Annotated in this window: 20 protein-coding genes; all 20 read left to right on the forward strand. The window is 38.9% G+C overall.

The annotated features are described in order from the left end of the window. Positions 1-181 precede the first annotated feature (181 nt). On the forward strand, positions 182-1,165 hold the full coding sequence (locus tag VXK47_RS10590) for a sugar transferase (RefSeq protein WP_435548754.1): 984 nt from the start codon (positions 182-184) through the stop codon (positions 1,163-1,165). Between the two features lie 85 nt (positions 1,166-1,250). Then, positions 1,251-2,255, forward strand: a complete 1,005-nt coding sequence (locus VXK47_RS10595) for a Gfo/Idh/MocA family protein (protein WP_435548755.1) — start codon at positions 1,251-1,253, stop codon at positions 2,253-2,255. After that, positions 2,252-2,749, forward strand: a complete 498-nt coding sequence (locus VXK47_RS10600) for an acyltransferase (RefSeq protein ID WP_435548756.1) — start codon at positions 2,252-2,254, stop codon at positions 2,747-2,749. Before VXK47_RS10595 ends, VXK47_RS10600 begins: the two co-directional genes overlap by 4 nt. A 64-nt stretch (positions 2,750-2,813) precedes the next feature. Then, positions 2,814-3,923: a DegT/DnrJ/EryC1/StrS family aminotransferase gene (locus VXK47_RS10605; RefSeq protein WP_435548757.1), complete on the forward strand. Its 1,110-nt coding sequence runs from the start codon at positions 2,814-2,816 to the stop codon at positions 3,921-3,923. A 166-nt stretch (positions 3,924-4,089) separates the two neighbouring features. After that, positions 4,090-5,139: a lipid II:glycine glycyltransferase FemX gene (locus tag VXK47_RS10610; protein WP_435548758.1), complete on the forward strand. Its 1,050-nt coding sequence runs from the start codon at positions 4,090-4,092 to the stop codon at positions 5,137-5,139. Between the two features lie 284 nt (positions 5,140-5,423). Further along, positions 5,424-7,115 carry a nucleotide sugar dehydrogenase gene (locus VXK47_RS10615; RefSeq protein ID WP_435548759.1) on the forward strand — a complete coding sequence of 564 codons (1,692 nt, stop codon included), beginning with the start codon at positions 5,424-5,426 and terminating at the stop codon, positions 7,113-7,115. A 240-nt stretch (positions 7,116-7,355) separates the two neighbouring features. Beyond that, positions 7,356-8,651, forward strand: coding sequence for a UDP-glucose dehydrogenase family protein (locus VXK47_RS10620; protein ID WP_435548760.1), 1,296 nt, complete (start codon positions 7,356-7,358; stop codon positions 8,649-8,651). A gap of 200 nt (positions 8,652-8,851) precedes the next feature. Further along, entirely contained in the window at positions 8,852-9,136 is a 285-nt protein-coding gene (locus tag VXK47_RS10625) for a type II toxin-antitoxin system Phd/YefM family antitoxin (RefSeq protein WP_435548761.1), read from the forward strand. Further along, the gene (locus VXK47_RS10630) at positions 9,130-9,552 is read left to right on the forward strand and encodes a type II toxin-antitoxin system VapC family toxin (protein WP_435548762.1); all 423 of its coding nucleotides are present in this window, start codon (positions 9,130-9,132) and stop codon (positions 9,550-9,552) included. The genes VXK47_RS10625 and VXK47_RS10630 overlap by 7 nt, the downstream gene beginning before the upstream one ends. A 220-nt stretch (positions 9,553-9,772) precedes the next feature. Further along, positions 9,773-10,192 carry a nucleotidyltransferase domain-containing protein gene (mntA, locus tag VXK47_RS10635; protein ID WP_435548763.1) on the forward strand — a complete coding sequence of 140 codons (420 nt, stop codon included), beginning with the start codon at positions 9,773-9,775 and terminating at the stop codon, positions 10,190-10,192. Continuing rightward, positions 10,185-10,616 (forward strand): DUF86 domain-containing protein, encoded by a 432-nt coding sequence (gene hepT, locus VXK47_RS10640; protein ID WP_435548764.1) that lies wholly within the window; start codon positions 10,185-10,187, stop codon positions 10,614-10,616. The genes mntA and hepT overlap by 8 nt, the downstream gene beginning before the upstream one ends. Before the next feature lie 182 nt (positions 10,617-10,798). Then, a complete protein-coding gene (locus VXK47_RS10645; protein WP_435548765.1) occupies positions 10,799-10,978 on the forward strand; it encodes a hypothetical protein in 180 nt (59 codons plus the stop codon). Next, entirely contained in the window at positions 10,972-11,184 is a 213-nt protein-coding gene (locus VXK47_RS10650; RefSeq protein WP_435548766.1) for a type II toxin-antitoxin system RelE/ParE family toxin, read from the forward strand. Before VXK47_RS10645 ends, VXK47_RS10650 begins: the two co-directional genes overlap by 7 nt. A 459-nt stretch (positions 11,185-11,643) precedes the next feature. Next, complete coding sequence (locus VXK47_RS10655) at positions 11,644-11,877, forward strand: DUF433 domain-containing protein (protein ID WP_435548767.1); 234 nt, start codon at positions 11,644-11,646, stop codon at positions 11,875-11,877. After that, the gene (locus VXK47_RS10660) at positions 11,874-12,257 is read left to right on the forward strand and encodes a DUF5615 family PIN-like protein (protein WP_435548768.1); all 384 of its coding nucleotides are present in this window, start codon (positions 11,874-11,876) and stop codon (positions 12,255-12,257) included. Before VXK47_RS10655 ends, VXK47_RS10660 begins: the two co-directional genes overlap by 4 nt. A 334-nt stretch (positions 12,258-12,591) precedes the next feature. Continuing rightward, the gene (locus VXK47_RS10665) at positions 12,592-12,861 is read left to right on the forward strand and encodes a type II toxin-antitoxin system Phd/YefM family antitoxin (protein ID WP_435548769.1); all 270 of its coding nucleotides are present in this window, start codon (positions 12,592-12,594) and stop codon (positions 12,859-12,861) included. Then, on the forward strand, positions 12,861-13,160 hold the full coding sequence (locus VXK47_RS10670) for a type II toxin-antitoxin system RelE family toxin (protein ID WP_435548770.1): 300 nt from the start codon (positions 12,861-12,863) through the stop codon (positions 13,158-13,160). The genes VXK47_RS10665 and VXK47_RS10670 overlap by 1 nt, the downstream gene beginning before the upstream one ends. Before the next feature lie 703 nt (positions 13,161-13,863). After that, positions 13,864-14,094 (forward strand): antitoxin, encoded by a 231-nt coding sequence (locus VXK47_RS10675; RefSeq protein ID WP_435548771.1) that lies wholly within the window; start codon positions 13,864-13,866, stop codon positions 14,092-14,094. Positions 14,095-14,099: 5 nt separating this feature from the next. Further along, positions 14,100-14,489, forward strand: coding sequence for a type II toxin-antitoxin system tRNA(fMet)-specific endonuclease VapC (vapC, locus tag VXK47_RS10680; RefSeq protein WP_435548772.1), 390 nt, complete (start codon positions 14,100-14,102; stop codon positions 14,487-14,489). Between the two features lie 314 nt (positions 14,490-14,803). Beyond that, positions 14,804-14,998, forward strand: a complete 195-nt coding sequence (locus tag VXK47_RS10685) for a hypothetical protein (protein WP_435548773.1) — start codon at positions 14,804-14,806, stop codon at positions 14,996-14,998. The last annotated feature ends 393 nt before the right edge of the window (positions 14,999-15,391 follow it).

Here is a 15,391-nt window from a genome sequence, read left to right on the forward strand (position 1 = left end):
TAACATGAAAGAACACCCGTGATTTGCTCTTTATATCGTTCGGTAATCAACATACTAAACCTCCATGCTAAAAATGTTACACTCATTTTAGCATGGTTTAACTAAAAATTCTTGGTTCCGGCTTGTCCGGGTTAGGATAGAACGCAAAAGAACGGAGCGATCGAAAAAACCGTTTCTCCTCATGATGCTTGATATTTCGGAGCTTAAAACCAAACATAACAAAGATTTTGCTATTGAAAAAATAAAAGAAATTCTTATTTCCTGTTTAAGAGAAACCGATATCAGCGGATGGTATGAAGCTAACAAGATTATGGGCTCTATTTTTACGGAAATAAACTCAATTGATGAATCATCGATAGAGAGTATTCTTAAAAAAGTAAATGACAATATAAATAAATCAATTGACCCTAACCTTGCAAAAAAGATTAAAATATCTTTTCATGCATTCCCCGAGACTATCGATAATTCTAAAATTAATGACGGATTGTTCAATACGGCTTTGTATCCCGATCTTTCAAAACCCGGCATTTCAAAACAGGCAAAATCGATTTTAAAAAAAATTATGGATTTTAACGGAAGTTTACTGGCCCTTATATTTCTTCTTCCTGCCTTTCTGATAATTGCAATAGCCATTAAACTGTCATCGGATGGCCCTGTTCTTTTTAAGCAGGAAAGAATGGGACTAAACGGCAGGAAATTTTCTTTCTTAAAATTCAGGTCAATGTATGTAAACAGTGACAGCAAATGCCACAAGGAATATATTGAAAAATTTATTGTGCAGGGTAAATCCGATTCAAATGCCCCCGGCGTATATAAATTATCTAATGATTCACGAATCACACCCATAGGCAATGTTCTCAGAAAAACCAGCCTTGATGAGCTTCCTCAATTTTTTAATGTGCTGAAAGGCGAAATGTCGCTTGTCGGGCCACGCCCCCCCATTCCCTATGAGTGTGAACTTTACGATGTCTGGCACAAACGCAGATTACTCTCCGCCAAACCGGGTATTACAGGTTTATGGCAGATTACCGGAAGAAGCAGAACCACATTTGATGAAATGGTCCGCCTGGACTTAAAATATATCAACAACTGGTCTTTGTGGCTTGATATCAAACTTCTTCTGCAAACTCCGGTTGTAATCCTGACCGGTAAGGGTGCATATTAAGATTATAACGGTTGACGGTTTACACTTTTATAACCATCAACAATCAGCCGTTAGAATTTAAAACCGAAGGTATAAGGAATATTTCATGATTAATGTAGGCATAATTGGCTATGGTTACTGGGGTCCTAACCTTGTTAGAAATTTCAGCACCGCAGAAGGTTCTGAAGTTCTTTATGTATGTGATACAAATACCCAGTCTCTTAAAAAAGCTCTTAAAAGACATCCCGGAATTAAAATAACCACAGATTTACAGGAATTAATTAAAGATCCTGACATTGATGCAGTTGCAATAGCCACTCCTGTCTTTACACATTTTGAGCTTGCAAAAATGGCTCTTGAAGAAGGCAAAAATGTATTTATTGAAAAGCCCTTCACCTACACCGGCATTGAAGCTGAAAAACTTGTCGAACTTGCTGAAAAGAAAAATCTTAAAATTATGGTGGATCATACATTTCTTTATACCGGAGCGGTAAGAAGAATAAAACAGTTAGTTGATGATAAGGTGCTGGGAGATATTTACTACTACGACTCTACCAGAGTAAATCTGGGTCTTTTCCAGCATGATGTTAATGTTGTATGGGATCTGGCTCCTCATGATATATCTATAATGCTCTATGTATTAAATGAAAAACCAAAGGCTGTAATAGCAACAGGAGCGGAGCACTTTAACAGAGGTCTGGAAGATGTGGCATATCTTACGTTTTACTTTAGCAATAATTTGATAGCGCACATTAATGTCAATTGGCTATCTCCTATAAAAATGAGAACAACACTTATCGGAGGTCAGAAAAAAATGCTTGTCTGGAATGATCTGGAACCTGATGAGAAGATAAAGATCTATGATAAAGGTGTTCAGGTGAAAACCAAAGAAGGAAAGTATAATCTCTTGGTATCCTATCGTTCGGGTGATATGTGGGCACCCAGGATTGATCATTCCGAAGCGCTTCAACTTACTGCCGAAAGTTTTGTCAATTATCTGAACGGAGGCGGTAAGGTTGTAAATGACGGTACCGCAGGCCTTGAGGTTGTAAGAATGCTTGAAGCATCCGCAAGTTCTCTTAAAAATAATGGTAAAATGGTGTACCTGTGAATTATCTCTGCATAGCTGATGATGTGATACTTGGAAATAACGTTAAGCTTTCAAAATTCATTAATCTTTATGGATGCAGCATTGGTGATGATACAAAAATAGGTGCATTTGTGGAAATACAAAAAAAAGCATTTATAGGAAAAAATTGTAAAATATCAAGCCATTCTTTCATATGTGAAGGTGTGACCATTGAAGACGAAGTGTTTATCGGCCACAATGTAACCTTTATAAATGACAAGAAGCCACGCGCCACTACAAAGGACGGCAAATTGCAAACTGAGTCCGATTGGAAGGTAGAACCAACACTAGTAAAAAGAGGAGCCTCGATTGGTTCGAGCTGCACAATTTTATCAAATATTACGATCGGAGAATATGCCATAGTCGGAGCCGGCAGCATAGTTACAAAAGATGTGCCGCCGAATGCTGTTGTCGCCGGAAATCCGGCCAGAATGCTAAAGAAGGTTGACGGTCCACAGTTCACAGTTGACAGTTAGCCGGCCTTTAACTGAAGCCTTCAACCATAAACTTTTAATATTTAACATATTGCAGGAATTAATTATGAAAGTACCGTTTCTTGATCTGAAAGCTCAATATCTGTCAATTAGGAATGAAGCTGACCAGGCAATACAGCAGGTTATTGATAAATGCGCATTTGCCGGAGGACCTTTTGTGGAAAGTTTTGAGAAAGCATTTGCGCCTTACTGCCAATGCAAAGAAGCTGTGGGTGTTGGCAGCGGAACAGATGCGCTATGGATTGCACTGACAGCTCTTGGAATCGGTGATGGCGATGAGGTCATTACGGTTCCTGCCTCTTTTATCGCAACTGCAGAAGCCATAAGCTTTAGTGGAGCCAAGCCGGTTTTTATCGATGTAGTTCAATCTACCTGCAATATGAATCCGGATCTTATTGAAGCTGCCATTACATCCAGGACAAAAGCCATTATTCCTGTGCATCTCTTTGGCCAGATGGCCGACATGGACCCGATCATGAAAATTGCAAAAAAGCACAACCTGTTTGTAATAGAAGACGCATGTCAGGCTCATGGCGCGGAATACAAAGGAAGACGGGCAGGATCCATAGGCGATGCCGGATGTTTTAGTTTTTATCCGGGCAAAAATCTTGGAGCATATGGCGAAGCAGGAGCGGTTGTTACAAACAATACCGAACTGGCTGAGACCATGCGTATTTTCCGGGATCACGGGCAGTCAAAAAAATATTACCACAAAATGGTCGGCTGGAACGGGCGTATGGATGGAATCCAGGGCGCCATACTTGAAATAAAGCTCAAACATCTTTGTGCCTGGAACGATGCCAGACGGGAAAATGCCTTAATATATAAAGAGCTGCTCGATGACATAGACTCCATTTTACTTCCTGTTGAGACATCTCACACAAAACATGTCTATCACATATATGCAATACGTACCGAAAGCAGAGATGAGCTTATAGCGCATCTTACAGGAAAAGAAATATCGTGCGGCATTCACTATCCTGTTCCCATACATCTTCAGGAAGCATATAAGACTATGGGCCTTACAAAAGGTATTTTCCCGGTGTCGGAAAAATGTGCGGATGAATTTGTTTCCCTTCCCATGTATCCGGAACTAAACAAAGATCAGATTGAATATATAGCACAAGAAATAAAACGTTTTACGGTTTACAGTTAACAGTTGACGGTTACCAGTTACCGGTTTACGGTTACCAGTTGACAGCTCGTCAACCGTAAACTGTCAACCGTTTTTAAACCGTAAACCGCTTTTAAAGAAGAGGATGAAAACAATTTTAAGCAAAAACTTACACCCACTTTTAACCGTAAACTGGAAACTGTAAACTGTGTCTTCTGTGTCTTCTGATTTTCAGATCTTGAATCCTGAAATATATGAAAAATGGGACGATGAAATTGATATGTTGCAAAACTGTTCCTTTTTCCATTCGATTGCATGGTCAAAGGTATTATCCGATTCTTATGATTACAGACCATGTTATTTTGTTTCCTATGATAAAAAGAAGCTATCTTCTGTAGTTCCGATAATGGATATAAAGAGCTTTTTAACAGGACGAAGGGGTGTTTCTCTTCCGTTTACTGATTATTGTGATCCGCTTATTTCGGAAGGGATAAATTCTCAGGAAATATTTGAACGGATTGTACAATATGCTAAAAATCACAACTGGAAGTTTATAGAATTCAGAGGTGGCGGCAAATATTTTCCGGAAGCAATTCCTTCTTCCGATTATTTAGGACACCGTATTAATCTTTCCTGTAAAGAGCCCGATATTTATAAACAGTTAAAAAATACTTTTAAAAGAAATATTAAAAAAGCGGTTACAAGTGGCATAAGCATCAATTTTTTTACCACACTTAAAGCTGTAAAGGAGTTTTACAGACTTAACTGCATAACCAGAAAAAGGCACGGTCTTCCTCCCCAGCCATATCGTTTTTTTAAAAAAATATATAAACATATTGTATCAGAAAAGCTGGGAGTTGTGGTTCTTGCCTCATATAATAAAATATGTATAGCAGGGGCTGTTTTTTTTCATTTCGGTAATAAGGCTGTTTATAAATACGGCGCTTCGGATATAAAGTATCAGAGCCTGAGGGCTAATAATCTTGTTATGTGGGAAGCCATTAAATGGTATATTAAGAAAGAATTTAAAAGTCTTTCACTTGGCAGAACGGAGCCTGAAAATCACGGTCTGAGACAGTTCAAGCTTGGCATGGGTGCGGAAGAATATTTCATTAAGTATTACCGATACGATCTTAAAAGCGGTTCATTTGTCAGAGAACCGGAAAAGGTCAGCCCTTTTCAAACAAAAATATTTAGTAAACTACCTGTTGTTGTTCTTAAATTTATAGGAACATTTTATTACAGGCACGCCGGATAATTTAAGCCCCGGCAATTTAATAAAAAGTTTTAGTTTATAACAATTGATGCCGATTTACTACTTAGCAGTTAAATTAAATTATTAATGTAACTGAGGGGGCGGAGCTGTATATTAGAGAGGTTCAAGGTTCGAGGTTCAAGGCTTTTATATAGGTTTCCTTTAAACCAATAAACAAAACAGCATATAAACTTTTACCTTGAACCTTGAACCTTCAACCTTCAACCTTTATCCTTTCTCCTTGAACCTTTATCCTTTATTATCCTATTCGAAAGGCCTGAAATTATATGACTGTTAAAAAAACAATCAGAAAACCAAAAGCCAACATTAATGACACAGTATTTTCAGTTTCTCCTGCCGGGGAATCTTTTCCTATTCCGGGTCCCGAAGATTATAAAAAAGAATTCACCCGGCTAAAAACCCTTGTAAACGGTCATCGAAAAATGAACCGTGAGATAGTAGTTGTTATGGGAGTGGGCTTTGTAGGAGCAGTAATGGCCGGGGTTGTTGCCGATTCGATTGATAAAACCAGCGGCAAACCCGGCAAATTTGTAATAGGTATGCAGCGCCCTTCTCCCCGCTCCTTCTGGAAAATACCTTATATGAACCGGGGTATAGCCCCTGTGGAAGCCGAAGATCCCGAAGTCGCCCCTCTTATTGCACGCTGCGTAAAAGAGAAAAAAACCCTTATTGCAACATTTACATATGATGCTCTTAGTCTTGCCGATATAGTAGTAGTGGATGTTCAGTGTGACTATTTCAAGGATAATTTTGGAGACTGCCGTGAAGGCCACGCTGAAATAGCCGCCCTGGAGGAAAGCCTCAAGATAATAGGTGAGAAAATAAATCCGGACTGTCTTGTACTTATTGAGACTACGGTTCCTCCCGGAACAACTGAATATGTAGCCTATCCTATAATTAAAAAAGCTTTCGAAAATCGGGGTATCCAGTCTGAACCGCTGCTTTCCCATTCTTATGAAAGAGTAATGCCGGGACGTGATTATGTTGCATCAATCCGTGATTTCTGGCGGGTATGCAGCGGAATCAACGATACTGCACGCGAGCGTGTAAAAAAATTTCTTACCGAAATATTAAATGTGGATAAGTTCCCTCTTACTGTTCTTGATCGCCCGATAGAGAGTGAAACCTGCAAAATAGTAGAAAACTCTTACAGGGCAACCATACTGGCCTTTCTGAACGAATGGAGCCTTTTTGCCGAACGAAATGGAGTAGATCTTATAAAAGTCATAAAGGCAATCAAGATTCGCCCGACTCACAGCAATATTATATTTCCGGGCCCGGGCATAGGCGGATACTGCCTTCCAAAAGACGGTGGGCTGGGAGTATGGTCTTATCATACTCTCATGGGCTTTGATGATGATATCTTTAAAATCACACCCCTTGCAATTGATATCAATGACACCCGTTCTCTCCATGCCGCCGAGCTTGTACGTGACGCCTTAAGGAATATGAGTAAAATCGTAGCCGCCTCCAAAGTTGCAGTTTTAGGAGCTTCCTACAGAGAAGATGTCGGTGATACCCGATACAGCGGTTCGGAAATTCTGGTTCGCAAACTTAGCGAAATGGGAGCCGAAATCGGTGTTCATGATCCTTATGTTAAACACTGGTGGGAACTTGAAAAGCAGGATACATACCCTGCCCCCGGACATTCATGGGCACGTTTTTTCAGAAATCAGGAAAAGCTAACTGAAATACATATAGAACAAGATCTCAATAAAGTTCTGAAGGGAGTTGATGCAGTGGTTTTGGCAGTCCGCCATCAGGCTTATATGAAACTTGATGCGGATGAGGTTGTCAAAATGGCCGGCCGCCCCTTAGCTGTCATAGATTGCTTCGGTATTCTCGAAGATACCCAGATACGGCGTTATTTTGAACTTGGCTGCGAAGTAAAAGGCTTGGGCAGAGGACATGTCAAGAGAATAAAAGATACTGTAAAACGGCTACCGGTTGACGGTTGACGGTTATCAGTTTCCAATTGACCAACCAAAAACAACTATCTGGTTGGAGGAACTGCAATCGCTCTATATCCGGGCCATAGACGTTCCATTGGTAACAGTCTGTTAAGAATTTTTCCTCTCAAAAAATTCTTAAAAAAACTCTGTGACACTGAGCTCTCTGTGAGAGATAAAATAACCATTAAATAACTGAAAACCGTTAACTGGAAACTGTGAACCGTAAACTGCATTAAGGATAATTATATGAACATGACCGTTGTCGGAACCGGATATGTCGGCTTGGTTACAGGAACCGGTTTTGCAAATCTTGGCAACAAAGTAATCTGTTTTGATATAGATGAAGACAAAATAGATACTCTTTCAAAAGGAGAGCTTACTATATATGAACCGGGTCTTGAAGAGATTTTTAAACGAAATATTAAAACCGGACGTCTGATCTTTACATCCGATCCCCAAAAAGCTGTCAGGGAATCCAGCATCATTTTCGTCTGTGTAGGCACTCCCTGTAATGATATACAGGAAGCCGATTTAACATCAGTAGAAAAAGTAGCAAAGCAGATCGGCAAATTTATGAACGGCTATAAGGTTATTATAAATAAAAGCACGGTACCTGTGGGAACAGCCGAACTTGTCAAAAATATTATAGAAGCAAATCAGAGAAAAAAGATTGATTTTGATGTGGTTTCAAATCCTGAATTTTTAAGAGAAGGGGCTGCGTTAAAAGACTTTGAAAATCCTGACAGGATTATTGTCGGAACGGAAAGTAAAAAAGCTGAAAAAATAATGGTTTCGCTTTATCGGTCTGTTGCAAGAACCGGGAGACCCATAATGCTTACCGATATAAAGAGTGCTGAAATAATAAAATATGCCAGCAACGCAATGCTCGCATCAAGGATAAGCTTTATGAATCAGCTATCTTTTTTATGTGATAAAACCGGTGCAAATATCAGAGATGTTTCCAAAGGTCTGGGGCTTGACAGCAGAATCGGTCCGCGTTTCCTGCATGCAGGTATCGGCTATGGAGGAAGCTGTTTTCCCAAGGACGTAAAAGCTCTTATATCCACATTAAAAAAATATGAATGCGATTCCGATCTTTTTGAAGCTGTCGACAGAATAAACGAAAAGCAAAAAAGCGTAGCGGTGGAAAAACTCAAATCAGTTATGAAATTAGCTAAAACTGTAATTGCAATATGGGGGCTTTCATTCAAACCCAAGACTGACGATATAAGAGAAGCACCTTCAATCAGAATAATCGGTGAACTTCAAAATTTGGGCGCAACAATTCATGCTTATGATCCTATTGCAATGGAAAATGCTGCAAAAGCTTTAAAAAATGTTAAATTTTTTGAGAACCCTTATGATGCGGCTAAAAACTGTGACGCTCTTGTTGTTGTAACCGAATGGGATGAATTCAGAAATATTGACATGAAAGCTGTTAAATCGCTTATGAAAAAACCTGTGGTTATTGACGGAAGAAACATATACGATAAAGATGAACTGAAAAAGCTTGGTTTTACATATTTAGGAATAGGAAGGTAATATCAGTTCATAAGTTGATAAGTTCGTAAGCAAAAAATCAAACAGCAAATTAAACATAATATTTACAAACTGATTCCAGGCGCAGCAGCATGTTTATCCGGACAAAACAGGGCTTTTCCAAAGACCACTCTTGACAATGGCTATAAATATAGCTATTATTTCCGGAAGTACGGGTTATGTAACAAAGAGAGGTAATAATCATGGAAGAACGATATACGATCGTTGATGCCAAAAACAAGCTGACATCGATCATCCATTCCGTTGAAACCGGAAAGGCTGTTAAGCTGACCCGGCATGGCAGGCCAGTTGCTGTTTTGTTGTCAATAAAAGATTATCAGAGGCTTAGCCGTAAAAGAGAAGGATTTTGCAATGCCTTGAATTCCTGGCGTAATAATCTGCTAAAAGAAGGCATAGTTGTTACCGGGGAAGAATTTGATGGCGTCAGAGATAATTCATCAGGCCGGGATGTCGATTTACTATGTTAAAGTACCTGCTCGACACAAATATCTTGTCTGAACCTGTGAAAGCCAACCCCGACAGTTACGTTATGGCAATGCTCGAAAAACATCAGGACGATATTGCAACGGCTGCTCCGGTATGGCATGAACTTCTATACGGCTGCTTTAGGCTTCCGGTTTCCCGTAAGCGGGAAATGCTCGAAACATACCTGGAAGATGTTGTAATGCAAAACATGGATATCCTTCCCTATGATGAGCGTGCAGCAGAATGGCATGCGGAACAGAGAGCGAAACTATCCTTGCATGGAAATACACCATCTTTTGCAGACGGTCAGATCGCGGCAATAGCCAGTGTTAATGATCTGATTCTGGTTACACGTAATACTCAGGATTTCAAATTATTTGAAAACTTCCGTTTGTTAAATTGGCATGAAAAAGAATAAAAACGTGAAAGATAAATATAGTTCATAAGTTGATAAGTTTTTGAGTTCGTAAGCAAAAAATTAAGCAGCAAATTAAACATAATATTTACAAACTGATTCCAGGCGCAGCAGCATATTTATCCGGACAAAACAGGATATTTTTACAGATCAGGTATATAACCGAAATGATTAAATCATTTAACCTTCAGGCAGGATTATACTTCAAACTGCTTTCAACCCCATGATCAGAAACAAACCAATTAAGCATAATATTTACGAACTTATTCCAAAGGCAGAAACTTATTTTAAAAACAGAAAAGATGTTATTTTTGCTTATCTTTTCGGCAGTTTTGCCACGGGAAAACCTTCACCTTTAAGCGATGTAGATATTGCCGTTTATCTGACCGGTGATAAAATTTCTAATAAAAGGTTGCAAATCCTTGGAGATTTGACGAACATTTTCAAAACAGATGAAATTGATCTTGTAATCTTAAATACAGCGCCGCTTTCGCTCCGTATGAAAATTTTAAAGAAAAGAAAAATTCTTGCTGATAATACTCCGTTTTTCCGCCACTCTTACGAATCTATGACTATGAGAACATATTTGGATTTTTCAAAACTCGAAAAGCGCATACTTGAAAGGCGATTTTTAAGTGGTTGACAATATTCTTATTTTAAAGAAAATATCAGAACTTGAGCAATATCTGGTACAACTCAAAGAGTTTTCAGACATATCGATTTCCAAATACTCAAACGACTGGAAAACACAAAGAATTGTTGAAAGAACACTTCAAATCATGATTGAAACCTGTTTGGATATTTCCGGTCATATTATTTCAGACCAGGGATTCAGAACACCGGAAAATTATGCGGATCTTTTCAGAATACTACAGGAAAACGGTATTCTGAAAAAGGTGCTGGTAACATCCATGGAAAAAATGGCAAAATTCAGAAACTATGTTGTACATCATTATGATAAGATTGATCCACATATAGTGGTAAACATCTTACATAAAAATCTCAAAGATTTTGTTGAATTTAAAAATGCGATAATCCGATATTTAAAAAAAGTTCATAATGAGTAAGATAAACATAGCTCATAAGTTGATAAGTTCATAAGCAAAAAAAAAGATGCCAAACTTCATTATTCAGCCCTGCAACAGCATGTCAGCATTTTAAGAATTTTTCCTCTCAAAAATTCTTAAAAATTACTTTGTGACTCTGTTCTCTCTGTGAAAGATAAATAACAGCATAAGGAAATTAATAAATGAATACGCTAAAGCAAGAAGCATTAACAGCGATTGAACAACTTCCGGATACTGCCGACATAGATGCAATCATGTATAAACTCTATGTGATCGATAAAGCAAGAAAAGGAAGAGAAGCCGTTGAAAAAGGCGATATGATATCTGTGAAAGATCTGACCCGGGAAAGCGATGCATGGTAATCTGGGCCGCACCGGCAAAGTCTGACTTGAAAGCCATTTACGATTTTATAGCATCTGACTCAAAATATTATGCAAAGAAAGTGGCCCGGGATATTATTGCAAAAACGAATATACTCGAAGAACATCCGGGCATTGGCAGGCAAGTTGCGGAGATAAATGATAAAAACCTACGGGAAATCTTTATATATTCATACAGAATCCTTTAGGAAATCAAATATGGTAAGATTTATATTATAGGAATAATTCACGGCAGACGTGATTTTGCATCCACAGATTTTCACAGAATCAAGAATCATGACAACAGCTAACCGTAGAACGCGCTATGGGAGATTTAAAAGACACAAGGCACGGGGGGTTTATACACTTTATGGTTATCGATTTACTGACGACTGTTAACTGACAACCGTGATGGGTTAATTTAAAGTAATAAATATCAGCCGCCGACCGACGCAGACAAACATAGATTTTATAATATCTGCGAACGTCCGCGCTTGTCCGCGGCTAATAAGAAATTCATTTATTAAATCTATGTCTGTATCTGTCCGCGGCAAATATGAAGTTAAAGTTTTTCCCCTGCCCCGTTAAATTCCAAAGAACCATTAAACAGGGGGGCAAAAATCCTTAAACGTACTTTGAACCCTCTGTTAGAGATAAAAGGAGGATATATGGATATTATGCTTGATCGAATAACAATTGATCCGCAAGTCATGAACGGACAGCCATGTCTGCGTAATTTGCGACTGACTGTTAGAAGAGTTGTGGAAGCTGTCGCGTTATATCCTGACTGGAAGGATCTTCATACTGGATACCCTGAACTTGAAAAAGAAGATGTATATCAGGCCCTGGCTTTTGCAGCAAGAAATCTTGACAGCCAAATTATTCCACTGGAGGCAGCTTGAGCCGGATTTTGCTTTATCAGGGTCTCCCCCGAACAGCAGCAGATATTCTGCGTGATAAAGGATGGGATATCTTACACACGGGTGATATAGGACTTAGCCGGGCTTCCGATCAGGAAATATTAGCCTATGCCAGACTTGAAAAAAGAGTGATCATTACTTTGGATGCCGATTTTCATGCGCTTCTGGCAGTGCAAAACGCAAAATCGCCTTCGGTGATCCGAATTAGGTATGAAGGACTTAAAGGCACCGAATTAGCGAACTTAATTGAAACTATATGGCTAAAAATTCATACACAACTGGAATCCGGAGCAATGGCAACAGTTACCCGTACATCAATCAGAATCCGAAAGATTCCAATAATAGATACTGATGCGTTATAAGTTGCGCTGAGTTCTCTGTGAACTCTGTGAGAGTCTAATTTGCAGGAAAAGCATTCAGCCGCCGACCGACGCAGACAAACATAGATTTTATAATATCTGCGACCGTCCGCGTTTGTCCGCGGCTAATATTCAGAAGTGTTTACGCTTTAATAAAAAATTGCCGGCTTCTCATGTTAAAACAGCTGTCAGCCATGGGTAAGCGGAATCCTTGTAAAAGAACTAAAAATAGGTACAACAGGATGTCAGTCTTTTAAGAATTTTTCCTTTAACCGTTCTTGACATCACCACATATTGATATTAAAATGGTCATAATAATTTTAATACGGGGTTTATTATGAATAATATTCTACAAATCATGCCGGTTACAAAAGTAAAGAGGGGACTTCTGGATATACTTAAAGCTATGCAGGAGGATGATTCAACCATAACCCTTACAAGAAACGGCGAGGCTGTGGGTGTTATGATGACACCGGATCGCTATGAGGCCCTTTTAGAGACTATCGAGATACTGGCAGATAAAAAAGCTATTGCCTCTCTTATATCCTCGGCAGAAGATTTTAATACGGGTAAAATTTACACCGACAAAGAGGTTTGGGAAGGTTAATGACCGAATATAACCTTGTGTATTCGGAGACATCCCGAAATCTGATCGCAAAGCTGCACCCTGATATAAAACCTCTTATCAGGTCAAAATTGAATAAACTCCAGAAAGAACCATTTAGCGGCAAAACATTGGAGAGAGAATTATCAGGATACAGGTCGATCAGGACCGGACGTTTCAGGATTATATACAGATTGAATGAGGAGAAAAGAATAATAGAAATTCACTACGTGGGACGTCGCAAGGATGTATATGAGTTATTCACCGAACAAAAAGGCACATCATCAGTATTGGATGGGTGATTTAACCGGCAAAAGATAGCTGAAATATGCTTTTAATTTTTTTCTTATCAACTTATTACTCACGGACTTATGAACTATTTTCCTTTATAATATCTGCGACCGTCTGCGTTTGTCCGCGGCTAATATGAAGTTAATTTATTAAATCTGCGAACGTCTGCGTTTGTCCGCGGCTAATATTCCTGAAAAAACTTTGTGACTCTGAGTACTCTGTGAGAGTCTAATTTGCAGGAAAAGCATTCAGCCGCCGACCGACGCAGACAAACAGACAATGTTAATGTTAAGAATTTCAAAATGGAGATCAAAAAAAGATAGTGCAAGCCCGAAGGGCACGAAAGTTTATCGTCTGCGCTTGTCCGCGGCAAATCAAATAATTATGGATATAAACGACATAACATATAAGATCAATGGCGCTGTAATGAAGTAGAGATCTGCTTGATGCGATTACCGCTTTCAACATAAGGACAAGATGTCCCGATTACAAGGGTAAGTTCTACAAAATGGCAACAAAGAAATTTACGGAGAACTACATTAAAGAGATAAAGGATTTCAGGCAATGGCTGTTAAAGAAAATACATGGAAGTCCTTCGGGAAAACGGCGTCAATGTCAGAAATATCTACTTATTCTGTGAGAGATAAACGTAAACCTGACAAGTTTTACCATTTGTATATATCTACAGTATATACATAAAAATTCGGAGGAATAATGAACACAGCAAAAATTTTTAAAAGTGGAAATTCTCAGGCGGTAAGACTTCCAAAAGAATTTCAATTTGATACGCCGGAGGTCCAAATTTTTCGGAGAGGAGATGAAATTATTCTTAAAAAAAGTCCAAGAAATTTAGTAAAAGTATTTGAACTACTCACCGAATTATCAGATGACTTTATGAAAAATGGTAGGCAACAACCGGTCGTTCAGAAACGAGAGGCCTTTTGATGTATATGATAGACACCGATATTTGCATTTATATTATTAAACATAAGCCAACGAGTGTACTGGAGCGTTTGAGGATGCTGCAGCCGAGGCAGCTTGCCATGTCTGTCATAACATTTGCCGAATTAATGAATGGTGCAAGAAAAAGTCAACATGTAGAGGCAAACATAGCAAAATTAAATGAATTGTCAGAACTGATTGAAATTTATTCTTTTGATAAAAAGGCCGCTGTTTTTTATGGTGATGTACGCTCGGCCCTCGAGAAAAAAGGTGAAATAATAGGAAGTAATGATTTATTGATCGCTGCTCACGCTTTGAGCCTTAACTTGATATTAGTGACAAATAATGAAAAAGAATTCAAACGAGTTGATGGACTAAAGTTAGAAAACTGGGTATGATAGGAATGCTTTTGTATACATCACTTAACAACTTGCCAGCTTGCTTTCTCCTTTAGCCCTGCCCCGTTAAATTCTGCTGGATTCCGGATCAAATCCGGAATAACGATAGGGACTATCTAACCTGGGTCAAAAAATTCTTAAAAAAAATTCTGTACTCTGTGAGAGTCTAATTTGCAGGAAAAGCATTCAGCCGCCGACCGACGCAGACAAACAGACAATGTTAATGTTAAGAATTTCAAAATGGAGATCAAAAAAAGATAGTTGCAAGCCCGAAGGGCACGAAAGTTTATCGTCTGCGCTTGTCTGCGGCTAATATGAAGTTAAGTCCGCGTTTGTCCGCGGCAAAAAAAATACCCGGAGTGTCATCGGAAACATTTAATAACAAATGGTCTGCCGAAGATCTTGATGGAAAAGATCTGGAGTATGTTGAATGGGCTGGTGAGTTGAAATTAGCCGCCCGCCTGAGTGACCGGTTAGCAACCATTGATAGTATCGAATATGTCTCTTAGTGAGTATCTTTTAAACCGGCTCTCAATTTCACCGAACATAAGCATACATCAAGTGGCCAAATTGTTGAAGTAAAACCGCCTGATATTAATGAGTTGGTAGATGAAGTTCTTGGGTATTCATAGGTCAAGCATAAACTGTAATCTGCAAACCGTTTTCAGGAAACCTCTGAAATCTCTGTGATGGGTTAATTTGAAGTATAAATATCAGCCGCCGACCGACGCAGACAAATACAGACAATGTTAATGTTAAGAATGAGGAGATTTAATAAGTCGGTCAAGATTTGCCGCAAGGCGACCACCGTGTCGATTTAAGTGTTAACGTCGGCGAAATATCCTTTCAACGCATTGCATATCAAAGATGTTTTGGAGGGGATAGCGGTAAAAGACAGCAAA

This window comes from Desulfobacterium sp. N47 (assembly GCF_051233685.1).
GTDB lineage: Bacteria > Desulfobacterota > Desulfobacteria > Desulfobacterales > RPRI01 > RPRI01.